At 49.6% G+C, this 25,289-nt stretch carries 23 protein-coding genes and 1 pseudogene; 12 read left to right on the forward strand and 12 right to left on the reverse strand.

Annotated features, from left to right (window positions below):
• The first annotated feature begins 93 nt into the window (after window positions 1–93).
• On the forward strand, window positions 94–777 hold the full coding sequence (locus tag JET16_RS08650; protein WP_199615433.1) for a helix-turn-helix domain-containing protein: 684 nt from the start codon (window positions 94–96) through the stop codon (window positions 775–777).
• 577 nt (window positions 778–1,354) lie between these two features.
• Complete coding sequence (locus JET16_RS08655; RefSeq protein WP_199615434.1) at window positions 1,355–5,032, forward strand: S-layer homology domain-containing protein; 3,678 nt, start codon at window positions 1,355–1,357, stop codon at window positions 5,030–5,032.
• 95 nt (window positions 5,033–5,127) lie between these two features.
• Here JET16_RS08655 and JET16_RS08660 read toward each other — a convergent pair whose 3' ends face one another.
• The gene (locus tag JET16_RS08660; RefSeq protein ID WP_407673111.1) at window positions 5,128–6,471 is read right to left on the reverse strand and encodes an NAD(P)-binding domain-containing protein; all 1,344 of its coding nucleotides are present in this window, start codon (window positions 6,469–6,471) and stop codon (window positions 5,128–5,130) included.
• Between the two features lie 22 nt (window positions 6,472–6,493).
• Between JET16_RS08660 and JET16_RS08665 the strand changes: the two genes are divergently transcribed.
• The 5 genes from JET16_RS08665 (at window position 6,494) to JET16_RS08685 (ending at window position 10,484) form a co-directional block, all read left to right on the forward strand.
• Window positions 6,494–7,207: a hypothetical protein gene (locus JET16_RS08665; RefSeq protein ID WP_199615436.1), complete on the forward strand. Its 714-nt coding sequence runs from the start codon at window positions 6,494–6,496 to the stop codon at window positions 7,205–7,207.
• Window positions 7,208–7,328: 121 nt separating this feature from the next.
• Window positions 7,329–8,687, forward strand: coding sequence for a glucose-6-phosphate isomerase (locus JET16_RS08670; protein WP_199615437.1), 1,359 nt, complete (start codon window positions 7,329–7,331; stop codon window positions 8,685–8,687).
• A gap of 160 nt (window positions 8,688–8,847) precedes the next feature.
• Window positions 8,848–9,489, forward strand: a complete 642-nt coding sequence (locus JET16_RS08675) for a YigZ family protein (protein ID WP_199615438.1) — start codon at window positions 8,848–8,850, stop codon at window positions 9,487–9,489.
• A gap of 85 nt (window positions 9,490–9,574) precedes the next feature.
• Window positions 9,575–10,234: a TetR/AcrR family transcriptional regulator gene (locus tag JET16_RS08680; protein WP_199615439.1), complete on the forward strand. Its 660-nt coding sequence runs from the start codon at window positions 9,575–9,577 to the stop codon at window positions 10,232–10,234.
• Complete coding sequence (locus JET16_RS08685) at window positions 10,173–10,484, forward strand: winged helix-turn-helix transcriptional regulator (protein ID WP_199615440.1); 312 nt, start codon at window positions 10,173–10,175, stop codon at window positions 10,482–10,484. Before JET16_RS08680 ends, JET16_RS08685 begins: the two co-directional genes overlap by 62 nt.
• On the opposite strand, the gene JET16_RS08690 is transcribed toward JET16_RS08685, so the two are convergent.
• From JET16_RS08690 to JET16_RS08710, 5 genes and pseudogenes are all read right to left on the reverse strand, one after another.
• Window positions 10,447–11,769 (reverse strand): hemolysin family protein, encoded by a 1,323-nt coding sequence (locus JET16_RS08690; RefSeq protein ID WP_199615441.1) that lies wholly within the window; start codon window positions 11,767–11,769, stop codon window positions 10,447–10,449. The two genes, JET16_RS08685 and JET16_RS08690, sit on opposite strands and share 38 nt — an antisense overlap.
• Before the next feature lie 164 nt (window positions 11,770–11,933).
• Complete coding sequence (gene trhA, locus JET16_RS08695) at window positions 11,934–12,569, reverse strand: PAQR family membrane homeostasis protein TrhA (protein ID WP_199615442.1); 636 nt, start codon at window positions 12,567–12,569, stop codon at window positions 11,934–11,936.
• Window positions 12,570–12,696: 127 nt separating this feature from the next.
• Window positions 12,697–13,224 (reverse strand): hypothetical protein, encoded by a 528-nt coding sequence (locus JET16_RS08700; protein WP_199615443.1) that lies wholly within the window; start codon window positions 13,222–13,224, stop codon window positions 12,697–12,699.
• Between the two features lie 114 nt (window positions 13,225–13,338).
• Window positions 13,339–14,319: a helix-turn-helix transcriptional regulator gene (locus JET16_RS08705; protein ID WP_199615444.1), complete on the reverse strand. Its 981-nt coding sequence runs from the start codon at window positions 14,317–14,319 to the stop codon at window positions 13,339–13,341.
• A gap of 63 nt (window positions 14,320–14,382) precedes the next feature.
• A pseudogene (locus JET16_RS08710) lies at window positions 14,383–14,904 on the reverse strand (DinB family protein).
• Window positions 14,905–15,058: 154 nt separating this feature from the next.
• On the opposite strand from JET16_RS08710, the gene JET16_RS08715 reads away from it, so the two are divergent.
• The 4 genes from JET16_RS08715 (at window position 15,059) to erm (ending at window position 18,356) form a co-directional block, all read left to right on the forward strand.
• A complete protein-coding gene (locus JET16_RS08715; RefSeq protein ID WP_199615445.1) occupies window positions 15,059–15,250 on the forward strand; it encodes a hypothetical protein in 192 nt (63 codons plus the stop codon).
• Between the two features lie 47 nt (window positions 15,251–15,297).
• The gene (locus tag JET16_RS08720; RefSeq protein ID WP_199615446.1) at window positions 15,298–15,576 is read left to right on the forward strand and encodes a GyrI-like domain-containing protein; all 279 of its coding nucleotides are present in this window, start codon (window positions 15,298–15,300) and stop codon (window positions 15,574–15,576) included.
• A gap of 504 nt (window positions 15,577–16,080) precedes the next feature.
• The gene (gene hflX / locus JET16_RS08725; RefSeq protein WP_199615447.1) at window positions 16,081–17,349 is read left to right on the forward strand and encodes a GTPase HflX; all 1,269 of its coding nucleotides are present in this window, start codon (window positions 16,081–16,083) and stop codon (window positions 17,347–17,349) included.
• Between the two features lie 152 nt (window positions 17,350–17,501).
• On the forward strand, window positions 17,502–18,356 hold the full coding sequence (erm, locus tag JET16_RS08730) for a 23S ribosomal RNA methyltransferase Erm (protein ID WP_199615448.1): 855 nt from the start codon (window positions 17,502–17,504) through the stop codon (window positions 18,354–18,356).
• A gap of 289 nt (window positions 18,357–18,645) precedes the next feature.
• Here erm and JET16_RS08735 read toward each other — a convergent pair whose 3' ends face one another.
• Complete coding sequence (locus JET16_RS08735) at window positions 18,646–19,458, reverse strand: SDR family oxidoreductase (protein ID WP_199615449.1); 813 nt, start codon at window positions 19,456–19,458, stop codon at window positions 18,646–18,648.
• 170 nt (window positions 19,459–19,628) lie between these two features.
• Between JET16_RS08735 and JET16_RS08740 the strand changes: the two genes are divergently transcribed.
• Window positions 19,629–20,267 (forward strand): TetR/AcrR family transcriptional regulator, encoded by a 639-nt coding sequence (locus tag JET16_RS08740; protein ID WP_199615450.1) that lies wholly within the window; start codon window positions 19,629–19,631, stop codon window positions 20,265–20,267.
• 58 nt (window positions 20,268–20,325) lie between these two features.
• On the opposite strand, the gene JET16_RS08745 is transcribed toward JET16_RS08740, so the two are convergent.
• From JET16_RS08745 to JET16_RS08765, 5 genes are all read right to left on the reverse strand, one after another.
• Window positions 20,326–21,096: an ABC transporter permease gene (locus JET16_RS08745; RefSeq protein ID WP_199615451.1), complete on the reverse strand. Its 771-nt coding sequence runs from the start codon at window positions 21,094–21,096 to the stop codon at window positions 20,326–20,328.
• A complete protein-coding gene (locus tag JET16_RS08750) occupies window positions 21,089–22,009 on the reverse strand; it encodes an ABC transporter ATP-binding protein (RefSeq protein ID WP_199615452.1) in 921 nt (306 codons plus the stop codon). Before JET16_RS08750 ends, JET16_RS08745 begins: the two co-directional genes overlap by 8 nt.
• Before the next feature lie 33 nt (window positions 22,010–22,042).
• The gene (locus JET16_RS08755; protein ID WP_199615453.1) at window positions 22,043–23,548 is read right to left on the reverse strand and encodes an alpha/beta hydrolase family protein; all 1,506 of its coding nucleotides are present in this window, start codon (window positions 23,546–23,548) and stop codon (window positions 22,043–22,045) included.
• Window positions 23,549–23,637: 89 nt separating this feature from the next.
• Window positions 23,638–24,303: a sensor histidine kinase gene (locus JET16_RS08760; protein ID WP_199615454.1), complete on the reverse strand. Its 666-nt coding sequence runs from the start codon at window positions 24,301–24,303 to the stop codon at window positions 23,638–23,640.
• Between the two features lie 263 nt (window positions 24,304–24,566).
• Window positions 24,567–25,262: a response regulator transcription factor gene (locus JET16_RS08765; RefSeq protein ID WP_199615455.1), complete on the reverse strand. Its 696-nt coding sequence runs from the start codon at window positions 25,260–25,262 to the stop codon at window positions 24,567–24,569.
• Window positions 25,263–25,289 lie beyond the last annotated feature (27 nt).

Raw genomic sequence — 25,289 nt, forward strand, 5'->3', positions numbered from 1 at the left:
GTATTTTTTTGGCGGACCCGCTCTATTGAAGCTGTCGCGATTAAAGTTTTGTTGCCGTTATTCGAGATCAACAATCGAAAGGATGTGCCTGTGATGAACAAGGAACAAGTGGAGCAGTTTGAGAAAGCGCATAAAGAGTGGTTGGAGTCGCACAAGCGGAGGAGAACCGGCGACCGTCTGAAGCGTCTGGAAGAAGGCCACGACTATTTGGAGAAGCTTTTTCTGAAAAACATATGGTGGCCCGCGTTCACAAGTTTCGACGATTTACACCCTGAGTATGAAGTGCGCGATTACAACGACGGCAAACGTTATCTGGATCATGCATATAAGCCGTTGTCAACGAAACTCGTATTGGAAGCGGACGGTTTTAACCCTCATATCAGAGATGTGGACAGATGGGTCCACGCCGACAACTTGCTCCGGGACTCCCATCTGATTGCGGACGGATGGACGGTGGTACATTATTCGTCCGACGTGATTAAATATCGGCCTAGACAAGCTCAGCAGCTGCTTCGGCAAATCGTGTGGGGACGCGAGGGTAAACATGAAGGAGCGAAGTTGTCGCTGAAGGAAAAAGAGCTGCTTCGTTTTGCACGGATGAAAGGAGCGCCGATTGCACCGGTGGAAATCTCCGCATATTTGGACGTCAGCAAAAATACGACGGTACGAATACTTAAAGAACTGCTGGATAAGCAGCTTGTGAAGCCCGTTGACGCCGGGAAGCTCCGTATACGTTACTACGAATTAACTCGAATGGGGAGAGAGATCATCCTGTAAGGTCAATTATTGACCCTATTGTTTGCGAAAGGATCAAAAATTGACCCTATCAAGTTCATTTGAGCTTCGGAAATAGAAGATTCAGAGTGGATAAGGTCAAAAACTGAGCCTATTTGCGCAGATAATAGCCGCAAGAGAAGAAATAAGGCCAAAAACTGACCTTATTCGGAAAGATAGGGTCAATTTTTGACCTTATTGGAGCGATGGCAAGGTCTACCGGCGATGAGCGGAGTTCTACAGACCGTACCGGCACTATGCCGCACTTACACATCACACTACCTACTCTACCGCAGCTCATTAGTGGGCCATAAGTTGTAAGTCAATTGCTGATATATACCTATTTTATAAAGGAAAATGGCAGATATTTGTCGAATTTTAACCTAATATATGCGAATTCAGTGAAAGAAAGATAATAAAATTATCGAAAAATGACATGATATGGGACTTTTGTAGTGGTTATCCCACGCAATTTAATATATACTCCATTTCTGGAGGTGCTTTTCCAGAATTAGTTCTTGAGGTCTGGGAATATCGTTTCATGCACTTTGAAAACTACATAATTAGGAGGAAGAGTACAATGCATCCACGAGCAGGAAAACGTAGGCTCAGCTTATTGCTCGTCTTTTCGCTGCTGTGCACGCTGCTGATGCCATTGACGGCATTCGGCGTTGAAACCGCACAGTTTAAAGACACAGCCGATTCCTACGCGCAACAAGAAATTCAGGCTTTGGCCGACGCCGGTATCATATCCGGTTACGAGGATAACACGTTCCGGCCCCGCGATGCTATAACTCGCGCGGAGCTTGCCAAAATTATCGTTTTATCCTTGGGTCTGAAGGAAAATCCGGAAAAAGCGGCTTCTTTTCAAGACGTCGGAGCTAATGCCTGGCACCGTGGTTATGTAGGTGCATTAGTTGAGTCCGGAATTACTCAAGGCACTTCACCTACAACATTTTCTCCAAAGAACAAAGTGACCCGTGAAGAGCTTGCGGTCTTCTTCATTCGGGCAATGGGTTTGGAGGAAACTGCCGGGAAATTGGAAGCCGACGCTACGTTGGCCGACCTGAACGAAGTTTCGGATTGGGCGAAGGCTCATGTATCGCTCGCTTTCAAGATTGGCTTTATTAATGGCGTTGAGACGGAAGGCGCACTGAAGTTCAGTCCTAAAGAATACGCCGAACGTCAAGCGCTTGCGCGTCTTGCTTACGAGTTTAAGACGAACGGTTCGACGTTTGTGGAGAAGGCAAAGGAGATTGCGGGCGAAAAGCTCGAGGAGACCGCTAATGAAACGCCGTCTACCATTCCTTCGAGTGACAGAAGCCAGAAGTTTACCGTGGATTCGGTACAAGCTCTTGATAACAGTACGGTTGAAGTTACTTTGAATGCAGACATTAAAAAAACCGTTTATGTTAAAGAGTTCGGCATTGACGGGGGCTTGTCGATTGTAAACGCTGAAGCGAAGGCTGGGACGAATACGGTAGTTTTAACTACCAGCCCTCAAACCGTCGGTCAAACCTACAAGCTTTCTTATAACGGTGAGGATACAGGAAAAACGTTCGTAGGTAAAGCGACTGCTTTGTCTGCGATTGACGCTTCAACTTACACGGGAAGCTTCACAGTAACTAAAGCGGGCACATTCGGTCCTGCTTCCGGAACGGCTAAAATCGACGGTAATCTCTATGTCGAAGCTGCGGACGTCGTTCTGCAGAATACGGTCATTACCGGTAATCTCGTGTTAGGCGAACAGATCGGTGAAGGTGACGTCACACTGAAAAAAGTTACTGTTAACGGACAAACCGTAGTAAGCGGCGGCGGTCAGAACAGTATACATCTTCAAGATACTGTAATGGTAAGCATTATCGTAGACAAGCGGACCGGAGCGGTTCGCCTGGTTGTGGAAGGCGAAACGACCGTTCAACAGGTAACGCTCCAATCGGATGTCATTCTTGAAGAGTCCGAAACGCTTACGCTGGGCGGCTTCCAAAATGTAAGTCTTGCAAACAACATGCCTGCGAACTCTACTGTCACGCTGCGAGGTACTTTTGAAACGGTAGATGTTTACGCCACAAATATCGCGGTGAGCATCCCTTCCGGATTTGTTAATGCTCTTAATGTAAGAGCTGAAGCGGCCAATGCTGCCATTGACTTGGGTAATGCCACAATTGCTTCTTTGGTCTTGGACGCGATTGCCGCAATTACGGGAACCGGTATTGTGGAGAACGCACAAATTAATGTTTCCGGAACGAGCTTCGAGCGCATGCCGAATCAAGTTCACTTAGGCGAAGGAGTCGAAGGGCCTGGCCAATCGGAACCTTCTGAGAATAGCAATCAACTGCGGTACATTACCGTTTCGAACGGCGCAATCGGATTAACATTTAACCGCACGATAACAGATGCGCTACATGGCGACTTTAACGTAAGCGCAACATTAAACGGACAAGCTTATCAGTTAGAAGATTTGGTATATCACGGCGTGGAGCAGAAATTCACTTTCAAATCGCTTCCGGCGGACCAACATGCTTTGAAATTGTTGAAGATAACGGTTGCACCGGCTCCGAGCTCAACGAAGTTCCTCGGTTCCAAAACAGCGGAAATAACGATTACCGGTTTTGAAGGTACGATTACCGACGTCGACCACCGACCGGTTATCGGAATGACTATCAAATTCAGAGCAGGTATCGGCAGTACGGTTGGACCGGTTGTTTCTGCTGTGACTACGGATGCCAACGGCCGTTACAAAGTAACGCTTCCTCCTGGTTCCTACACCGGCGAAATTTCGGGAGATGGATTCATAGTAACGTACTTAGTCGGCGTAGCGGCAACCAATGCGTATAATATGTCCGAAAACGCGACTGCGATCCGTATCGCCGCTGCGGAAGAAACACGCATCGTACTTGTATGGGGCGAAAATCCACGGGATTTGGATTCTCACTTGGTCGGCCCTCGGCCGGACGCTGCGGATGAATTCCATACGTGGTATGGCAACGAAAAGTATTTTTATAACTCGGTTCTATATGATGATTTAGATCTTGATGACGTCAGCTCATATGGACCGGAAACGACAACCATCCGTCATGATGTGAACGGTACTTATCGTTTCTATGTTCATCATTATTCCGGCTCTCAAACTACAAGAACATCAGGAGCCGAGGTAAGAGTATATCGCGGAAACAGCACGGAGCCCGTTCGTACGTATCGCGTACCCGCCGGAGAAGGCTCCGAGCGTTACTGGGCCGTATTTGAAATGACGGTGAGCGATTCCGGCGTTTCCTTTACCGAGATCAATCAATTGTTCGGCACGGAGACGGAAGCTCGCGGTCCGAAAGTCAATGTGGCTACGGTAGATTCGAGCATCTATATGGTAAACCATTCGACCGGCTCCATCTCCAATGTTCCTGCCGGAACGCCAGTTGAATCCTTCAAACTGGGATTGACCCCTGCTCACGCAGCGGCATTCCAAGTATTCGAGGGTGACGGAGTTACGGTGAAAACAGGAACCATCGCCTCAGGAGATAAAGTGATAGTAACGGCTGCCAACGGAATTACGAAGAAAACGTATACGATCACAGTGGCAACTGTTCTTCCGCCGGCTACGGTAACCGGGCTGGTGTATGACAGTTCTGTAACCGTAACGAGCGCCACTTATCAGTTCTCGCTTTCGGCCAACTTCAGCGACGGTTCGTTCGCGGATGTGACGAATTGGGCAACGTGGACCAGCAGTGCGGCGAACGTAGCGACGGTTAATGAAAGCAACGGATTGTTGACCGCGGTGTCGAACGGCAGCACGGTAGTTTCGGCAACGTACGGCGGATTGACAGCCACTTTCAATGTTACGGTTAACGCATTCCCGACAGTAACGATGAACGTTTACAGCGCCCTTACATCGGGTGACGCATCCGTTACGCAAAGCGTATACGGTCCTCTTGCCAAGAATGGAAACGATCAATATGTAATTCCTGCAATCGTTCTTGACTCTGACCTAGGTTATTTAGTAGTACGGCTTAGCGATACTGTAGGAAGCAACACAGTGAACGGTACGCTCGACTTTAGTCAAGCAACGGTCACAATAACGCCTGCCGGAGGATCGCCTGCAACAGTAACATCTTCTGTTTATCAATCGGCTTCATTGGTTATCCAAGCAAGCGATTTGCGGCAATCTGGAAGCTACGGCATTACCATTTCCGGCGTGAAGAAAACTGAGAATTCTCAGATTTACGTTGTGAATGACTTAATGTTCGTCGTCTTCAGAGAATAACGCCAAAGAAAAGCCCGTCCATCCCATTCCGCAGCCCTATTGGGGCTAGCGACGGGAGGACGGGCTTTTTATTTCCTCTCGGGCGTTGAATAGGCCTATCTCACATCCGCCGCCGCCGCCGCTTTCTGCCGCAAATAATCTTCGAGCTTCAATCGTACGTACGGCGGCAGTCCCGACAACATGCAGCCGTACCGGAACATGTCCCCGTCGTTCGTCACCCGGATCACTTTGGCGGTGATGGGCGGCAGCTCCGCTTCGCGCGGGAAGTGGATGACGACGAACATATCGGCAGCCAGCGGAAATTTCGAACGGATCTGCAGCCCGCCTTCGGATAAGTCATACATCTGCGCGTCGATTTGCTGTCCGGAGAATGCTCCTTCTTGCTCCCACTGATACACGGAAATTTGAAGATCGATATTGATCGGAACCCGTGGTTTTTTGCGCCGATCCTGCTCTCCGGCATCGGCCCCGGCGGCACCCGCGCCCGCAGTCGAGGACGCCGCCGCCTGATCATCCGCTTTCCGCCGCTCCACCTTCAGATCGATCCAGTCCTCGTAGCATTGAATGACCGAGCTCAAGTCCAAGTCGCCCAACCCTTTGCTGTAACCCATCTGAAACAGGCTTTTCGCGTTCTCGAGCATAGGCGCCGGCACGCTTAAATCGTTCGCCAATCCCGAGCCGAGAATCAAATCCTTAAGCATGAATTTCAATGAAAACTGAATGCTGAAATCGCGATCCAATATTTTGTCGCCCTTCAGCTCCGCTTGACGGCTGTTTGCGCCGCCTCCGCGAACGATTTCCAAAAACTTCTCCGGATCGATCCCCGACTTCGCCGCAATCGAAAGTCCCTCTGCAAGCGCCGCCGCATGAATGCCGACCATCGCGTTATGCGCCAGCTTCGCGTACGCTCCGGAGCCGGAAACGCCCATATGGATGATTTTTCTGCCCATGGCCGACAATATGTCCCGCGCACCGTCCAGCGCTTCGGATTTTCCGCCGACCATAAACAGCAGCGTTCCGTCAATGGCGGCCGGTGTGCTGCCTGTTACCGGAGCATCCAAGAAATCGGCGAGATGATCCTCCATATCGCTTGCGATTCTGCGAACCAGTCCGGGCGAGATCGTGCTGCTGTCGATTACGGTAACGCCCGGCCGGATGCCGCTGAATATCCCGTTGGAACCGTAGTATACTTCTTCGACCGACCGGTCGTCGCCAAGCATCGTAATGACAACATCCGCGTCGCGCAACACGTCCCGAGGCGTCGAAGCCGTCTCGGCCCCAAGTCCGGCAAGCTTCTCCGCTTTGGAGCTTGTTCGATTATAAGCAATGACGCTGTAACCCTTCTTCAGCAAATTTTCCGCCATCGGAAACCCCATGGTTCCTAAACCGATGAAACCGACTGCGCGCATAAAGACACCTCCGCTATCAAATAATTCCATTCTACCATCTAACAGAAAGCGTGTGAACCGACGAGAGAGAGAGAGAGAGAGAGAGAGAGAGAGAGAGAGAGAGAGAGAGAGAGAGAGAGAGAGAGAGAGAGAGAGAGAGAGAGAGAGAGAGAGAGAGAGAGAGAGAGAGAGAGAGAGAGAGAGAGAGAGAGAGAGAGAGAGAGAGAGAGAGAGAGAGAGAGAGAGAGAGAGAGAGAGAGAGAGAGAGAGAGAGAGAGAGAGAGAGAGAGAGAGAGAGAGAGAGAGAGAGAGAGAGAGAGAGAGAGAGAGAGAGAGAGAGAGAGAGAGAGAGAGAGAGAGAGAGAGAGAGAGAGAGAGAGAGAGAGAGAGAGAGAGAGAGAGAGAGAGAGAGAGAGAGAGAGAGAGAGAGAGAGAGAGAGAGAGAGAGAGAGAGAGAGAGAGAGAGAGAGAGAGAGAGAGAGAGAGAGAGAGAGAGAGAGAGAGAGAGAGAGAGAGAGAGAGAGAGAGAGAGAGAGAGAGAGAGAGAGAGAGAGAGAGAGAGAGAGAGAGAGAGAGAGAGAGAGAGAGAGAGAGAGAGAGAGAGAGAGAGAGAGAGAGAGAGAGAGAGAGAGAGAGAGAGAGAGAGAGAGAGAGAGAGAGAGAGAGAGAGAGAGAGAGAGAGAGAGAGAGAGAGAGAGAGAGAGAGAGAGAGAGAGAGAGAGAGAGAGAGAGAGAGAGAGAGAGAGAGAGAGAGAGAGAGAGAGAGAGAGAGAGAGAGGCGAACTAACAAAAAGCGTGTGAGACGAAAGAGGGGTGAACGGCGGGCCGTCCGAATACTTGCAATGTAACAAAGCGTTACAGTATGCTTGAAAAAGATTCAGAAAGAACCTTACGGAGGAGGATCATACGTGACTATGCCTGTTAGATACGATTATAAACCCGCGCTTCCATTTGTAGGGCGGCACGAGCTGGATTATGCGGCCGGTGCGGTTCGTCTCGCTCACGACATGCTTCACAACGGGTCGGGAGCCGGTTCCGACTATCTCGGTTGGGTGGAACTGCCGACCAACTACGACAAAGAGGAATTCGGACGCATTCAAGCGGCGGCGCGCAACATCAGAGACGACTCCGACGCGCTCGTCGTCATCGGCATCGGCGGATCGTACTTGGGTGCGCGCGCCGCAATCGAAATGCTGACGCACCAGTTCGGAGCGCATCTGGATAAACAAACCCGCAACGCGCCGAACATTTTTTATGCAGGAAATAACATCTCGTCTACATATATGGCGCAGCTGCTGCAAGCGCTGGAAGGCAAGGACTTCTCCGTCAACGTCATCTCCAAGTCGGGAACGACGACCGAGCCGGCGGTGGCGTTCCGGATTTTCAAAGAAGCGCTCGAGCGAAAATACGGCAAAGAGGGAGCTCGCAAGAGAATTTATGCAACGACGGACGCAAGCAAAGGCGCATTAAAGAAACTCGCAGACACCGAAGGCTACGAGACGTTCGTCATCCCGGACGACGTAGGCGGACGATACTCCGTGCTCACCGCCGTCGGCTTGCTGCCGATCGCCGTCGCGGGCGTCGACATCGAAGCGATGATGGCCGGCGCGGCGGATGCACAGCGGCTCTACGCAAACCCGAGCATCGAAGAAAATGAAAGCTACCAATACGCAGCCGTAAGAAACGCCCTCTACCGCAAAGGCAAAGCGATCGAGATTCTTGTCAATTACGAACCGAGCCTCCACTTCGTTTCCGAGTGGTGGAAACAATTGTACGGCGAGAGCGAAGGCAAGGACTTCAAGGGCATCTTCCCGGCAGCCGTCGATTTCAGTACGGACCTGCACTCCATGGGCCAATTCATCCAAGAAGGCGCCCGCAACCTGTTCGAGACGGTGCTCCAAGTCGGCAAAGTGCCGCTCGAACTGACCGTCCCGACCGATCCGGACAATGTGGACGGATTGAACTTCCTTGCCGGGCAAACGATCGACTACGTGAACAAGAAAGCGTTCCAGGGCACGCTCCTCGCTCATTCGGACGGCGGAGTGCCGAACACGGTGGTCACGCTCGCCGATCTGTCGCCCTACACGTTCGGACATTTGGTCTACTTCTTCGAGAAGGCGTGCGGCATCAGCGGCTACATGCTAGGCGTCAATCCGTTCGACCAGCCCGGCGTGGAAGCGTACAAAGTCAATATGTTCGCGCTGCTCGGCAAACCTGGCTACGAAGCGAAGAAGGCGGAGCTGGAAGCCCGGCTGCGCGATATGTAAGATTAAAAGCAAGACGGCGATTAGAGGAAGTTTTCTTGCAACATCAGAAAGGCGTGTTTGTCATAAAACTTTAACTTTCTGATGTTATAGCATAATATTAACGACACGCAGCTCATCGAATACGGTGGGCTGCTTTTTTCACAAGAGGAGAGATGCCAGCATGCTGCCTTATTACAAGACGGTCCGCTCATACGGAGAAGCTGAAATCGTGATCAAGCGGTCGAGATTTATCGGTTACGCCAAGGGGGCCGAGACGGAAGAGGAAGCCGCCGCTTTCATCGAGGAGATCAAACAACGTCACCGCATGGCCACCCATAACTGTTCGGCTTATGTCGTCGGGGAGCGCGACCAGCATCAGAAAGCTTCCGACGATGGGGAACCGAGCGGAACGGCGGGCAAGCCGATATTGGAAGTGATCAAAAACCAGCAGCTAAAAAATGTCGTCGTAGTCGTAACCCGGTATTTCGGCGGCATTATGCTCGGTGCGGGCGGCCTCGTACGGGCATATACCGACGGAGCGGTTGCGGGGTTGGCCGCAGCGCAGCCTGTATACCGCGTCCTGCATACGCCGGTTGAAGTGGAAATCGACTATACGTGGCACGGAAAGGTCGATAACGAGCTTCGAGGGAGAGGTGTGCTTGTAGAAGATACCCGATTTACGGATAAAGTTACGATTTTATGTATGCCGGTGTCGGGAGATGCGGAGCGTTTTATCGCCTGGATGACTGATTTGACACAAGGGCAAGGCATCGTTCGGACGTTGGAACCGGAATACCGCACGCATGAAGAAATCCCTCGCTAAAATAACGCATTAATGCGTTTACGCAAAAAAGTGTTGAAGCGTTAATGCGTCATACCGTATAATTATACAAACAGGAGGGATGACAGTGGCCAGAAGAGCGGTTGAACAAGAACTGAGCAGGGAGCGCATTTTATTTGCAGCGAGAGAGTTGTTTGTAACGCATGGGTACCGTGCCGTGTCCATGCGGAAGATCGCGCAAGAACTCGGGTATAGTCACGGTTCGATTTATTATTATTTTCAGGATAAAGCGGATTTGTTTTATGCATTGGTCGTCGAAGATTTCAATCTATTGATCTCGAAGCAATCCGAACTCTTATTGCGTATACAGAGGCGGGACATGGACGCGCTGAAACAGCTCATGTTCGAATTTATCCGCTTCGGACTGGAGAACCCGCATCATTACGAGATAATGTTCCTCATACGCGACAGCGAGCTTCAGCGGTTTTCCCGCAGCGAGCAGGCGAAAAGTTTGGATTTGTTCGCTTCAGTCGTGAGGGATGCCGTAACGAAGCATCCGAACCGGGAACATCTGCAATTTACATTGCCGTGGAATTTGTTCATGGCGCTGCACGGATTCATATCGTATTGCATTCATTTCGGCCAAAGCTTCGAAGAGGTGAAGCCGTTGGCGGAACAACACGTTGCCCTTCTTTGCAGGGCGCTTGAAACGGGAGGGTCGGCCGATGCTGAAGCAGGATACAGAGATATCGCCGAAACTGGAGTCAGCATTCGAATTGTTGGGTAAACGTTGGACCGGACAAATTATTCATGCACTGTTGAATGGACACCGGCGGTTTAAGGAAGTCGCGGACAAAGTCCCGGGGGTGAGCGACCGGATGCTGTCCGAACGGTTTAAAGAGCTGGAGGAAGCGGGAGTGGTCCGGCGTTACGTATATCCTGAAACGCCGGTCCGGATCGAATATGTCCTTACCGACAAGGGGGTCGCGTTAAAGCCGGTTATTGAAGAGATTCATAATTGGGCTCGCCGTCAGTAGCGTCGATTACGATCTCCACCCTGCGGATTCGATGCCTGTCCTTTTCCCGAATGATAAACTTATTCCCTTCGTACTGGATCTCCGATCCTTTCTTCGGTTCCGTCATTTGACTTAATAGCCATCCGCCGATCGTATCCGCATCTTCGTAATCGATACTGATTCCGTAGAAATCGCTGAGGTGCGTCAAGGAAACTTTGCCGTCCACCAGCAGCCGGCCGCTGCCGAGCGACTCGATTTCCAGCTTCTCCTCCGCGTCGAACTCGTCGCGAATTTCACCCACGATTTCCTCGAGGATGTCTTCAATCGTAATCAAACCCGATGTGCCGCCATACTCGTCGGTCAGGAGGGCCATATGCTCGCGCTTGGCTTGCATCATCTTCAGCAGTCTTTGCACATGAGTCATTTCGGGAACCGTCAGCACGGGATGTATGAACGACTCCAGCTTCACATTCGGGTCGTCGTCCAAGCCCAAGAAAAATTCCTTCGTATTGACGAAGCCGATAATTTGATCTTTGTTTTCTTTGGCGACGGGGAAACGGGTGTATTGCTCGCGCTTCATGATCGCGATGTTCTCTTCAAGCGGCTTTTCGGCATACAGGCAAAACATGTCCGTTCTCGGCACCATGATTTCGCGCGCGACCAAGTCGTCGAAGGCAAAGATGCGGCTCACATAACCGTACTCGGCTTGATTGATTTTGCCGCTCTTATAGCTTTCGTTAAGAATGATTTGCAATTCTTCTTCCGAATGCGCTTCTTCATGTTCGCTCGCAGGGCGAAGGCCGAACAGGCGGACCAGCCAGGTGGCGGAACTGTTCAAAAACCAAATGAACGGATACATGACGGTATAGAACGCAATGATTGGCCGGGCGGTGGCGAGAGCTACCGGCTCCGCTTTTTGGATGGCCAGCGTCTTCGGCGCCAGCTCGCCGGCCACCACATGCAGGAAAGTAACAATCGCGAAAGCAAGCACGAACGACACCGTATCCGTAACGCCCGGAGGCAGCGGAACGTTGACGAATACGCCGTGCAGCACCGATTCGATTGTCGGTTCTCCGAGCCAGCCAAGCCCTAACGCCGTCATCGTGATCCCCAATTGGCAAGCGGACAAATAGCCGTCCAGATTGGTGGTCACTTTGCGCAATGACAGGGCGTTGCGTCTCTCGTCGGCGACAAGCTGGTCGATGCGGCTCGGCCGAAGCTTGATGATGGCAAACTCGGTGGCGACGAAAAATGCGGTTGCGGCGATGAGCAAGATGATAGCGGATATTTCGAATATGTACGGCATGTCTTCAAACCCCCTTGCGCGAGCAAGTCACATGGAACAAGAAAAAACTTCTTCTATTCTTTTCGGACAAACGTCAACGAACATCCGTTATAGCTTTCCATTTTTTCCTCTGCAGCATGTAATGATTCGCGATATTTTTTCCCCCTTCTCTAAAAATTACCCAGTCAAAGCATGTAAAGAATCGCGAAGAAATGAAGCGCGGATCCGGCGAGCACGAATAAATGCCACACGGCGTGATGAAACGGAAATCCGCGCCATACATAGAAGACGGTTCCCAACGTATAAAATAGTCCTCCCGCAACGAGCAGACGGATGCTCTCTTCGCTCAAGACGACTCTTAGCTGCCCCCATGCGAATACGATGAGCCAGCCCATAAAGACATAAATAAACGTTGAAGTGTATAAGAACTTCTTTGTAAAAAACACCTTGAATACAATTCCTCCCGCCGCCATTCCCCACACGATTCCGAACAACGTCCAACCAAGCGGACCGCGCATCGCGGTCAATAAAATCGGCGTATACGAGCCTGCAATGAACAGATAGATCGAGGAATGATCGAGCTTCTCGAACAGATCCTTCACTTTGCCTTCGGGGAAGGCGTGAAGCAGCGTCGACGAAGTATATTGGAGCAGCATCGTTACCCCATAGACGGTATAGCTGAATACGTGCCATTCGGTTCCCTTCAATTTGGCGAAAACAATGAGTAGCGTCAAAGCCACGATGCTGAATACCGCTCCGACGCCGTGCGTGACGGCGTTGGCGATTTCCTCGCGCTTAGTGTAAACGTAGGTGTCAGCCATTGTATGTCCCCTTTTTTCTCTTATTCTTATAACGGAAACCGGACGTCCCCTTACGAGAACATCCGGTTGCTAAACATTTGTTACACACTGAAACACCGTCATTAACGGTCGCACCGCGTTGTGGCGGCTACCTTGTACGCTCTCTTGCGCCAAACCATCTTCTGGGATCTATATCAAACATGCTTTTATCATGGTGTTCCGCTTTTTTCAAAACACTCTCCAACCAACGTTGATACCCGTATATCACGATCGCGAGCGTCACAAAAAGCATAAACCGCTGAGTTTGGGTGATGTTGACCAGTTCGTATATCCCTCGAGCCTGGAAGAAGTAATCGACCGGAAAGGCAAACAACAGGTCCAAACCGATATTCGTTATTAAATACAACCAAAATTGATGGAAGGTAAAGCAGAAAATCCAAATGACCAGCGGGATAAAAGCGCCGTATACGAATGGAGCCATAGAAACGAGCTGCGGAATTATTTTCACCTTAATTTGCCAATGATTTTGCGTAAAAGCGATTTCGTTATATATGGTCATTAACAGAGAGGTGAAGATCGCTACAGGCATATATCGTTTAACAACGTCTCGTCTCAACAATAGAAGCGAAAGCCATGGGATGACGATCATTGACCATAGTATCACTTTATTTAGCATCTTTTACCTCCTGAAACCGTTTGGCTTATTATGCATAACAATGCGCTTTTTATTCCCCGGAACGACAAAGAAGACGCGAGGATCGGCCTTCGCGCCTTCGAACAATAAAGAGGCCTATAAGGCCCCTTTATGCATGCTTTGGTAGTGATCCGCCATCCCGGCAGCAACCTCCGCCATCTTGTCGATTAATATGTCGGGCTCCAGAATCGTTATCGACTTTCCGTATGGGAGAAGAAAATACGGAACGTAGGATAACAATGATTGCACGCCCAGCTTGAATTGCGCCTCCCGGGCCGTTCGTTCCGCGAGCGCATGACCGAACAGCCAGTGCTTGCACAATTCGTTAAGCGCGTATTCGTGTCCTTGTATCGTTACGGTCAGCGGAGACTCCGCATGAAGAGACTCCGGAAGCAAACTGTTCATCAGAAATTGTTTCGCGGAAAAATCGGAGGGCCGTTCGAAACGATGTTCGGACACGTCCAAACGCGCGATTCGGTCTGCGCGGAAGCTGCGCACCTCCTTCCGAAGATGGCAAAACGCGACGACATACCAGCTGCCCTTCCAGTACACAATGCCGTAGGGATCGATGACGCGCGTGCGGGAACCGGTTTCTTGACGCTTGTTATATTCCATCTCCATCGACCGGCCGTTCGCCGCAGCGTCTTCCAATAATTGAAGAAGAGATTGCTGAGCCGGATCAACCGGCGGATGTATGACGGACACACCGTCGGCGTGGCGCTCGATATGATCAAGCTGCTCTTCATTCGTATAGCGCTTTAATTTGCCGATCGCCCGGTTCAATGCTTCCGTGTATGGATAACCCGCCTCTTTAGCGAAGACGGAAGCGTGAATAAGCGCCTTCTGCTCGTCCATATCGAAAAATAACGGCGCTTCTACAAAATTGCCCAGTATGCTGTACCCGCCGTAATGCCCCGGGTCCGCAATAATCGGAACTCCGCTGGCGCACAACGAATCGATGCAGCGGTATACGGTTCGAATATGTACCTCCAGTTCATCCGCCAGCTGCTGAGCGGTCATTCGTTTGCCCGACTTCAACAGCCATAGGATGGAAAGCATGTTATCCGCTTTGGACATAGTTCGCCTATACCTGCCTTCTCCACGGGTTTAACTCTATCATGACAATAGCGCCGCAGAAAATCAAACCAGAGGTTGCTGTCCTTTATCGATCCAATCATCAAATGTCGGACCATACACATCGGGTACGCGCAATCCGGCCTGGCGCATGAGCACGGTCATTTGCCCGCGGTGGTGCGCTTGATGCAAAATCATAAATCTCAATGAAGCGCCGTTAGTCCAATCTTCGCCGTTAATTTACATTGATTCTTGCAGCGTTGCGTCCGTCCATTGCGTCTCCATTGCTTGCAGCATGGAACGGCTGAGGCGGCGATATTCTTGCGCAATGTAAGCGGCCGATGCGGGGGCATGATCGTCTTTGCCGGATCCTTCAAATGAAAGTCCCATCATTGACATATACTCAATCGACTTCGCCAAGTGCCAAGCGATCTGTCCCAACTTCCGGTATTCCCCTCCGATCCTATGCTCCAACGACTCATCGGTCAATGCATCCAGCACTTTCTCCGTAAGCTCGGCCTCCCGGGACCATTCCGAAATAAAATCTCCGATTTTCACAAACATGCGTATTCCTCCCAAATCACTCATTAATCTGCATGTTTAATAATAAAAAGACTTCACTGACATCCGCGGTCAGTGAAGTTGAAACGTTGAGTGACCGATATTGTCAGTGAAGATGGTTTACAATGAGAAGATGCAGTGTCTCTCGAACGAATAAATAGACAAAGGAGACTTGTAAAAAATGGAGCAAATCAATTGGACCGAGCAGTTGGCGGAAACATGGAACACGAACAATCGGATCAGTCTTTTTCTGATTGACCGGATCAGCGACGAAGGCATGGCATGCACGTTGTCCAAACGAGGCGGAGGCACTCCCGCCAAACAGTTCGCTCATGTTCATAACATTCGGTGCGACAAATTGCTTGCTTGGTGAAAGTAATTAGAGGCAATAAGGAGGGGCATCCGACGGATAATGTGATAATGAGCGACAATTATGTTCAAATCGCTAGTCTGGAACGGAAAAATTTCGTCGGAGTCGCTGTAACGTCTTCATTTCAAAACGTTAAGGGAATTCGGGAAGCGAACCGGTTGTTCATGGACAGAAGAAACGAGATTCAATGTATGGTAAATGATAGTGAGTATGTGTGCTTACATTTTTCGAACGAGGTGGCATTTACTTATATCTATTGCATGCAAGTTTCGGAATTGGACGCCATCCCCAACGGCATGATCGGTTTTACTGTGCCAAGCGGCAGGTAAGCAAAAGCGCGCTCGAAAGATGAAGATCCCTATGGATTGATAAATTGTTCGATTGATCCCGTTTCATATTCAAATATCCGATAAAATCATTGTGAAATAAACGGCGAATGAGCAGACGGAAAGATCGGCTATAATCAAACTTTACCGACCCATTCCATTGAATGACAGAAACGGTTATGTTATGATCGGCTTACATTTGAGGAACGGAGGGTTACGTATGTTGCATTCTATCCGGATTAGGTCTTTGCGCGGCTAATTGAATAGCGCGAAAGCTCTGCCTGTGGCAGAGGACACCGGATAGGTATGCCCGATCACACGGTAACCCTAACATTTCATAACGGATGAATGAACCGTTTGGACCCCCTCGTATTATGATGGTTTGATCCATCGTCTTTACGTGCGGTTTTAAGTTCATTTATTTTGTCGTGAAATATCGGAACATCCAAAACACAGGCAGACGCCTGTGTTTTTTTGTGTTATCTAACGAAGGAGGACGATTCAACTATGATGGAACCAAAACAAACCGCCGTCATCGTCGGCGTCGACTTAAACGATGAGCATCAATTTCAGTATTCGATGGAGGAACTGCGCAATCTGGCGGCGGCGTGCGGCGTGGAGACCGTCGGCGAAGTTACGCAAAGGATGAACCGCGTGAACGCCTCGCATTACATCGGAACCGGCAAAGTGCAGGAGCTTTCGGCGATGTTGAAGCAGCACGATGCGCAGATGGCGATTTTCAACGACGAGCTGTCCCCGTCCCAAATCCGCAATCTGGAGGCGGCGTTGGAATGCAAGGTGATCGATCGGACGCTGCTGGTGCTCGATATTTTCGCGGAGCGCGCCAAAACAAGAGAAGCCCAGCTTCAAGTGGAAATCGCCCGGCTGCAGTACATGCTCCCGCGTCTGGTCGGTCTTAAGGAATCGTTAGGACGTCAACGGGGCGGTGTAGGCACGAAAAACCGGGGATCCGGCGAAACGAAGCTCGAGCTGAACCGAAGACGGATTGAAGAAAAGATTGTCGCATTGAACAAGGAGCTGGAAGCTCTCGTATCCCAGCGTCAGATTCAGAGGAAACGGCGCAAGAGAAACGATGTGCCCGTCGTCTGCTTGGTCGGATATACGAACACGGGGAAATCGACGATCATGAACGCCGTGCTTGACGCATTCAGTCCGTCGGGCGATAAGCAAGTGTTTGCGAAAGACATGCTGTTCGCTACCCTGGAAACATCGGTAAGAAGCATCGAACTGCCCGATCGCAAAATGTTCCTGTTAACCGATACTGTAGGATTTATCAGCAAGCTGCCCCACTATCTGATTAAGGCTTTCCGTTCCACCTTGGAAGAAGTGTCGGAAGCGGATTTGCTCGTTCATGTCGTCGATTATTCCAATCCCGGCTATGAGCGGATGATTGCCGTCACCAAAGAGACGCTGAAGGAATTGGGTGCTGACGGGATTCCCGTTGTCTATGCCTACAACAAGGCGGAGGTAAGGGCTGATCTGGAATTGCCGTTTGTTCAAAACAACTGTGTGTACATGTCCGCCAAACAACATGTCGGGATCGATGAGCTGGCCGGGCTGATCCGCGAACGCATCTTTCACGATTATGTTCAATGCGAGATGTTGATTCCGTTCGATCAAGGAAGGCTGCTCGCTTATTTCAATAACCATGCGCAAGTCCTGGCCACCAGCTATGTGGAGAACGGTACGAAACTGACGCTGGAATGCAAAAAGGTCGATTATGTGAAGCATCGGAAGTTCGTGGTTCAAACGTAAGGCCTGGTTGGCAAATTCATGAAAGGAGAGTTTCGTGTGGCACAACATTTTATCCGGTTAAGAACTTTGCGCTTGTCGTTGTAATCATGCTCAAAGTCTCTGTCTGTGTACAGAGGGACTCAGGATAAATGAACACGGAGGACTCTCATTTCATGAAAAAACAATATAAACGGTGCCTGAAGCGGGAGGGGTCCCGCGCGTCCGGTCAGCCCAATTTCTCCGGAAAGCATTTCTTGCATGACAAACGGGTTGTGCGGGAAATGATCCGGCACGCGGGCATTCGTCCCACGGATACAGTACTGGATTTAGGAGCGGGTAAAGGTTTTATCACCTTTTCTCTGGCTAGGAAAGCGGGCAAAGTTCTCGCAGTCGAAAATGATCCGGCGCTTGCAGCGATACTTCGAGTAAAGTCGGAGGAGCATCCCAATGTAACCGTTATAGAGAAAAATTTGCTGGAAATACGGCTCCCAAAAGAACCGTTCTGCGTCGTTTCGAACATCCCGTTCGCGATTACGACGCCGATTCTGGAGAAGCTTCTCGATCCGACATGCCATGGTTTTCAGAGCGCTGTGCTAATCCTGGAAAAAGGTGCGGCCAAACGGTTCACCGACAATCCCGTCAAAAATCCCCGCATTTTAGTATGGCGGATGGCGTTTCGGTTGGAGTTGGTTGCGCCCGTATACAGAGACCGGTTCTCTCCGCCTCCGAGCGTGGAGGCTGCCGTTTTCTCGGTGAAGAGGAGGAAGGTTTCCATCATCGAGCCGCGTCAGCTGTATCGGTTTGCGGCGTTGGCCGGGTATTCGCTGAAGGTTCCGGAATTACCGGTGCATGCGGCTTTCGCGGGCATTTTTACCCCGCCCCAGATGAAGCGTTTGTTCGGCAGCTTGGGGATCCACCGGAATAAACCGGTCTGCACATTGAACGAAAATCAGTGGGGAGTAGTATTCCATACGATGATCGAGCGGGTCGAACCGGTTCGGTGGCCGAGGCAGGCGAGAGGCAAATAAGCCGGAGGAAAAAGAACGAGCCCGATTAGCCTCTTATGGCTGATCGGGCTTCTTTGTGCCGATTGATGAGGTGAATGAAGCGGCAAAAGTTGCCGCTGGGGAACGAGTTCGGATATTCGTTGGACCGTAGCGGCAAAAAGTACCTCTGCATTCGACGGATTGTACGCAAACTACAGTTAGCCACTTCTACAGAGGCAAAAGTTGCCACTAGAGAGTGGAGAAAATTGCATTGTCTTGTATAGCGGCAAAAAATACCGCTGCGGACGCGGGGATGGCTGCGCGCTTTACTTCAACGAAAGCTGTTTGCAATAAAGGCCATAAAATTGTCATCGGAGTTTTCTGCTCTCGTCTTCATCAGAAATTTAGCGTCTTCTCCGGCAACGTATCGAAAGCGGTTCGACGGATCGACAGCGGCTTCGTAAATCGTCTTAGCAATCAGACCGGGGGAGGAGACGTTCGTTTGAAAAAGCTCCATTTGCTTTTTCATTACCGTTTCAGTATAAGCTCTGTATACTTCCAAGGAATCATCCGTTATGAAATCGAGCGACCGGCCGGTAAAATCCGTTGCGACATTTCCGGGTTCGACAACTTTCACCTTGATATTTAGAGCTGCAAGTTCATAGAAGAGCGATTCCGAAAACCCTTCAATCGCCCATTTGCTTGCATGATACAGGGATAGAAGCGGAAAGGCTGCTCTTCCGGCGACGGATGAAATGTTAATGATCATGCCTTTATTGTTTTTTCTGAAATGGGGGAGAATGGATTGGATCGTATGCAGGACGCCGAACACGTTTACATCAAATTGCCTTCTAACCTGCCGGTCGGACGCAGCTTCAAATGCGCCGAATGCCGCGTAACCGGCGTTGTTCAGCAGAACGTCAATTTTGCCGAAATGTTCAATGCCTTTGGAAATAGCGTCTTGAACCGTATCCTTTTCCACGACATCCAACTTCGTGACCAATACGCGCTCCCGTCGATTCAATTCCGTTTCCTTCTCCGGAGTGCGCATCGTTGCGATCACATTCCATCCTTGCTCTGAAAAATAATTTGCCGTTGCTCTTCCTATACCGGAAGAAGCGCCTGTGATTAAAATGGTTTTCATCTTTTTTCCTCCCTCGGGTTTAGCAGGTACAGGAAAATTATACAACGCGGGATTAATAAAGTAAACTAATTTAATTAAATTAGTAAAGATATTATGTTTTATAAATATTGTTTGGCATATCCGCAAATACGATATAATGTTTTTAAGACCGGCAAGGGAGGCTCCTCTTAGTGAGAAAAGCGGTAAGCGCAGAGAGATACATTGAGAAAATTAAACCTGTATTAAGAAAAATCAAATTTAGTCAATTAAAGATAGATGATATAGCGAAGTATATGGATATAAGCAAAGTGACGCTCTATAAGCATTTTTCATCCAAAGACGAAGTGATCGGGGCGGTTGTGGAGCATTATACCGGATACTTGCTTGAGGCCGACACCATTGTGAAGGATGATTCCGTCTCTTTCATCGAACGTTTCCAGAAAACGTACGAACAATCATTGAAATGCGTAATTTATGTATCGGATATGTTTTTGCAGGATCTTAAAGATTCGTATCCCGACCTATATGAAAATCTTGCGGCGGCCCAACAAATTCGCAATAAAAACCTGCAGGATTTTTTTGAATCCGGTATGGAGCGGGGGATATTTAATCGATTGAATGCTGTGCTTTTCATGGTTCAAGACGATGCCGTCCTTCGGCGCATCATGGAACCGTTGTTTTCCATACAATACGATCTGACTTTGAAGCAAGCGCTCGTTGATTTTTACAAGATGAAGAAGTATCAGCTGATTAAACCTGAATACCTTGACAGCTGTGACGATTCCGTTATTGAGAAAGAAATCGCACAAATTTTGCAGACGATATCATAAGCAAAAACGATAAAAAAGAGGCCGGTTCGGCCTCTCATGCTGTCGTTTATACGATGTTTCAAGAACCGCTGCGGATGTCCGCTCTTTCGTAATAAACGATGCAGAAAATAAGTGACACAACAAAGGTTGTTGCAAGAATTACCGTTCCGGGCCATACGTAAGGGTTTGGGCCGGTTTGCGCCAAGCCTTGAGCCAGCTCCCGAACCGGCCAATAAGGCATAAGCCACGGAAAAAGTACACTGTCCATGCTGTGTCCCATTTCTCCAATCAGGGTGACGACGGTTGCGAATACTCCCAATACTGCCGAAGGTATAACGCTTTTGCCAACCATGCTTAGAGCTGCTGCCACTGGTACGGTGCCGAACGAAAGCAGGCAAGCCAAAATATTCATTCGGATTCCCGACCAAAAGATTGCGAAATCGCTTTGCTGAGTGAAAGACGATATAAGTCCGGTAACAGTTACCGAAACGCACGATATGGCTGAGGTGATTACGATCAGCAAAAACACGGTTGCCAGTTTTGCAGCGAGAATCCTGAATCTCGGGATGGGATAGGAAAACAGTTGATTGATGGTGCGTTCCTGATATTCGCGCGAGATAATATAGCCTGTCATTAAGGCGAACATGAACGGCGCCAAAATGGTGACCGCCATCCCTTGCCGATAAAACATGTCTTGCAAGTCAATTCCTATAGGGGTGCCCTCGGGCAAAACTTTCGGCAAGAACGTTGACAAAGTGATCAGGTTCGCCGGTATTGCGCCAAGAAGAACGAGCCAATGAATCTTCGTGTTCTTTAATTTCATTATTTCAGTCAGGAAAACGTTAAGCAAATCTTTCGCCCCCTGTCAGCTTAAGAAAATAGTCCTCGAGGCTGTCTCCCGACAGCACCATCTCTTTGACGCCGACCCCGTTGTTTGCCAGTGTAAAACTGATCCGGTCCGGCTGCTCAAGATGCTCGTACACGCGCAGGACGCCGGAGCCGGCTGCGACATAGTCGGTGGTTGCCAGCTTTTGTTCCAAAATAAACGCGGCTTTCCGTTCGTCGGTCACCTTAATTTCGATATAGTGGCGGGTCTTCTTCCGCAAGGTTTCGCGGTCTATTTCTTCAAGTAAACTTCCTTTATGGATGATGCCGATTTTATTCGCCAACTGTTCGATTTCGCTTAACAAATGACTGGATATCAAAAATGTGATGCCTCGTTTGTTGGCAAGCTCCAAAAAGAGCTGCCGTATTTCTTTGATTCCCCCGGGATCCAGACCGGTTGTCGGCTCGTCCAATATGAGCAGCTCGGGATGATGAAGCAGGGCACGGGCAATTCCAAGCCGCTGTTTCATTCCTAACGAATAATTTTTAACCGCTTGCTTCTTTGCATCAAGCAATCCGACGGCAGCTAAAATATCGTCTATGCATTCTTTGTTGCCCATGCCCATCAGACGGCGGTGGATTTCCAAATTGTCCTTTGCGTTCAGATTCAGATAGAACCCCGGATGCTCAATGATGGATCCGATACGCTCCAACACTTTCTTTTTGTTCCCGAGCACTGGAGCGCCAAATAATTCGATATCTCCCGCCGACGGACGAATAAGCCCCGTAATCAACCGAAGCGTCGTCGTTTTCCCCGCGCCGTTGGCTCCCAAGAAGCCGTAAATATCGCCGGCTTTAACCGTCATATTCACGTCGTTGACAACCGCTGTTTCGCCATAACGTTTCGTCAGATGATGGGTCCGCAAAATGCAGCTCACAAGCAAACCTCCTCGTTGAATATTGCAGCTGCTTTACATCCGACTGGCTTTTTGCAGTTTCGGATATTTGCGAAGCACGGATTCCAACGAATCCCGGGTTTCATTCTTCAATTGCCGGTTGAAAAATGCCAATGTCACGGATTTTGCAATGTCCAGACATTCTTCGGATGAAGTGTCCCCATTAATTCCTATGAAGCGGTGGAACCCGGCGCCTATATAAAGTCCGATATCGGTGAATTTCATATGCGCGCTGCCTTCGATTACGTATAAGCTGTCGGATGCTTTTAAAGTTTCGGCAAGTCCGGTCATGGCTTGTTCCTGTTTCTTATAAATGTCCATATAGGCTTCTTTGCCTCCATAAGCCGATGCGACGGCTTCCCGTTCTTCGGCAGGCATATCTTCCAGCTTTATCATGAACGGCTCGCCTTTCATAATCGCCTCAAGACCGTACTCGTCATTCGCCAGCATGACAAAAGGAGCGATCGGCTTCGTGCCGCGAGCGATATAAACGGCGCCATCCAAATTTATCGCGGCTTTTACTCTGCTTTCGTTGAGCGCCAGGTTATACGCCGCCGCTCCGCCCAGCGAATGACCGACGACACCGACCTGCTCCAGATTGAGTTTGCTTTCAAATATGGAATCCGTCTTCCCGTCGTTCATTTCAGTTAGCTTATCGATTACGAAGCTGACGTCGTCCGCCATGATTTGTGTTACGCTCGCTAGCGGGTCGCCTTCAAAGTGTACCGTCGCATCCCGATCCGTGACGATTCTGCCGGGAAGCTCGGTTGCCGACGATACATAGGTATGGTTTATGGCAGCTACAATGTATCCGTGACTTGCCAAATCCTCGCATTGGGACGTATGCACTTCCATTGTCGTACCGCCGCCGTGGGAAAATAATATGAGCGGATAGCTCGCCTGTTGATCGGACACTGCCGGCCCTTCGCGCGAATGCGTCTTGACGAGCCGCAAATGGCTGAATATGCCGGCGGGCATTTGATAGCCCGAAGCGAATGCTTCTATAAGCGCAGGAGAATCGTGAAAATATGCGGTATACGGCTTAGTTTTATCTTCGATTGCCGGATAATATATTTTGACCGGCAGCTCCCTCCTGGCCGTCGATCCGTCCAAGAAAGGCTCTTCACGCGTTTCATCAGTAAGGTAAACGTATTGAACGCCGACGGCATAATCTCCTGTGGGTGCAGGGAGCTTGAACACGGGAAGGGCGTAAGCCGCAAGAGACGTGGCGGCAAGGAGCAGGGCGGACATGCCGACGGCGGTTCCCTTGAGGATTTTGGTGAATTTGGTTTCCGAAAATCGGATCTTTGCTTTTACTGCAGCGTAAACAGCAAACAGAAGGACAAACATGTAGGCGAACATCATTTGATAGCGGAATCCTTCGATTACGCCGTGAAGGCAAAGCATAACGCCGTTCAGACCTGCGATTCCTAACAAAACGGACTTGGACAGTTTTCTGCTTGGGCCTACAAACAAGGCAAGCAAGTTCATAACAAGCAACGCGGCTTCAAATTCTCTCATTTGACTTCCTCCTTTTGAAGTCCAATATACAGCCGCGATCTAACATGCCTTTTTAATATTTCTAACAAAGATCTTAATTTTCAAGCCGGTCAGCCTTTGTTGAGCCCAAATGAAAATACGGTTATCTCGCCCGGCTTGCTGGATACGGTAATCCGGCCGCCTTGTTTTTCGACCAAGTTCTTCGCAATGGTAAGTCCCAAGCCCGTGCCTCGGAGGGAGGCGTTTCTTGAAGTCTCACCCGTATAAAAGCGCTCGAAAACCCGGGGCAAGTCTTGTGCAGGTATTCCTTGGCCGCGATCCCATATATCCACCCAAACAAAATCCGTCTCCTCCCGAACGGCAATGCCGATCTCTTTACCTTCCTGACCGTAACGCAACGCATTGGACAAAAGGTTCTCCAATACACGGCGCAGCTGTGCACGGTCGGCCATGACAAAGCAAGGAAAATCAGGGATGTGAATCGCGGGCGTAATCGCGGCTTTCTGAAATTCCGGATAAAACCCGAGCAAAACTTCCTGGATAAAGTCTGTTACGTTGACTTTATGAAGCTCGGGTTGCGAATCATCGGCTTCCGATTTCGCCAGTTCGAAAAATTCCTGAAGTCTTTCAAGCAAAGCGTTGCCTTTGTCGGCGGCTATTTCGATAAATTTGTGTTTTTCTTCGTCGGTAAGTGAATGGTCGCATCGCATTGCTTCAATATATCCCAGCAAAGAGGTCAGCGGAGTGCGCAGGTCGTGAGAAATGCTGGCGATCATTCGCTTGCGTTCCTCCTCTAAAAATTGGGTACGCTCGAACGTCTGTTGAAAGTAATCGATCAGACGGTTTAATTCTCCGCCTAAGTTCTCGATAGTTCTATGCGGGGCATGCAGCCGGTAACGCAGGTTATGATTGCCTGTTCGGATTTCTTCCGTTGTCTGAGTTATCCTGTTTATTTCATTAATCAAATGGCGGTGTTGGAGAAAGATAAAACAACAAAGTAAGATTAGGATGATTACGAGAATCAGAGCCAACACGCTTATCACCCCTCGCCGAGCTTATAGCCGAATCCCCACACCGTTTGAATATATACCGGATTTGACGGGTCTTTCTCTATTTTCGCCCGCAGCCTGTTGATGTGAACCATAACGGTGTTATCGTCGGATATGCTTTCTTCCCGCCAAACGCTTTCGAAAATTTGCGATTTAGTGAATACACGGGCGGGATTGGCTAGAAACAGCTTTAATATGCCGAATTCCTTTGCCGTCAAAGTCTTGATCCGTCCTGCGACAGTCACTTCGAATGTGTTCAAATTCAGCTCCAATTCTCCATGCTTGAGGATCACGGCCTCGGAGCCGGAAGCGTCGGAATTAAATTCCGTATAGCGGCGAAGCTGAGCCTTCACTCTAGCAATTAGCTCGCCGATTGTGAACGGTTTGGTTATGTAATCGTCGGCCCCAAGCTCCAATCCCATGATTTTATCCATCTCTCTGTCTTTCGCCGACAAAATAATAACGGGGATCGTCTTCTTTTCCCGGATGTTACGCAGCACTTCGTGTCCCTCTATGTGCGGTAGCATCAGATCTAAAATCGCAAGCTGGTATTCGTGATTGGAAATATAGGAGAGCGCTTCCTTTCCGTCATAAGCCGAGTGAATGTCGAAGCCCTCTTTTTTCAAATATTTCGTTATGAGTTGGTTGATTTCGATATCGTCTTCAACGATGAGGATCTTATTCATGCAAGGGCGCTCCTTTCTGCTTGCATC

Source organism: Paenibacillus alkalitolerans, from assembly GCF_016482785.1.
GTDB lineage: Bacteria > Bacillota > Bacilli > Paenibacillales > YIM-B00363 > Paenibacillus_AE > Paenibacillus_AE alkalitolerans.

Excerpts from the sequence above, each read along its gene's own strand:
- JET16_RS08650 (WP_199615433.1), top strand. The coding sequence starts at position 94 with ATGAACAAGGAACAAGTGGAGCAGTTTGAGAAAGCGCATAAAGAGTGG.
- JET16_RS08700 (WP_199615443.1), bottom strand. The coding sequence starts at position 13,224 with ATGCTAAATAAAGTGATACTATGGTCAATGATCGTCATCCCATGGCTT.
- JET16_RS08760 (WP_199615454.1), bottom strand. The coding sequence starts at position 24,303 with ATGATCGCCAGCATTTCTCACGACCTGCGCACTCCGCTGACCTCTTTG.
- JET16_RS08735 (WP_199615449.1), bottom strand. The coding sequence starts at position 19,458 with ATGAAAACCATTTTAATCACAGGCGCTTCTTCCGGTATAGGAAGAGCA.
- JET16_RS08765 (WP_199615455.1), bottom strand. The coding sequence starts at position 25,262 with ATGAATAAGATCCTCATCGTTGAAGACGATATCGAAATCAACCAACTC.
- JET16_RS08705 (WP_199615444.1), bottom strand. The coding sequence starts at position 14,319 with ATGTCCAAAGCGGATAACATGCTTTCCATCCTATGGCTGTTGAAGTCG.
- erm (WP_199615448.1), top strand. The coding sequence starts at position 17,502 with ATGAAAAAACAATATAAACGGTGCCTGAAGCGGGAGGGGTCCCGCGCG.
- trhA (WP_199615442.1), bottom strand. The coding sequence starts at position 12,569 with ATGGCTGACACCTACGTTTACACTAAGCGCGAGGAAATCGCCAACGCC.
- JET16_RS08690 (WP_199615441.1), bottom strand. The coding sequence starts at position 11,769 with ATGCCGTACATATTCGAAATATCCGCTATCATCTTGCTCATCGCCGCA.
- hflX (WP_199615447.1), top strand. The coding sequence starts at position 16,081 with ATGATGGAACCAAAACAAACCGCCGTCATCGTCGGCGTCGACTTAAAC.
- JET16_RS08660 (WP_407673111.1), bottom strand. The coding sequence starts at position 6,471 with ATGGAATTATTTGATAGCGGAGGTGTCTTTATGCGCGCAGTCGGTTTC.
- JET16_RS08715 (WP_199615445.1), top strand. The coding sequence starts at position 15,059 with ATGGAGCAAATCAATTGGACCGAGCAGTTGGCGGAAACATGGAACACG.
- JET16_RS08655 (WP_199615434.1), top strand. The coding sequence starts at position 1,355 with ATGCATCCACGAGCAGGAAAACGTAGGCTCAGCTTATTGCTCGTCTTT.
- JET16_RS08685 (WP_199615440.1), top strand. The coding sequence starts at position 10,173 with ATGCTGAAGCAGGATACAGAGATATCGCCGAAACTGGAGTCAGCATTC.
- JET16_RS08720 (WP_199615446.1), top strand. The coding sequence starts at position 15,298 with ATGAGCGACAATTATGTTCAAATCGCTAGTCTGGAACGGAAAAATTTC.
- JET16_RS08755 (WP_199615453.1), bottom strand. The coding sequence starts at position 23,548 with ATGAGAGAATTTGAAGCCGCGTTGCTTGTTATGAACTTGCTTGCCTTG.
- JET16_RS08675 (WP_199615438.1), top strand. The coding sequence starts at position 8,848 with ATGCTGCCTTATTACAAGACGGTCCGCTCATACGGAGAAGCTGAAATC.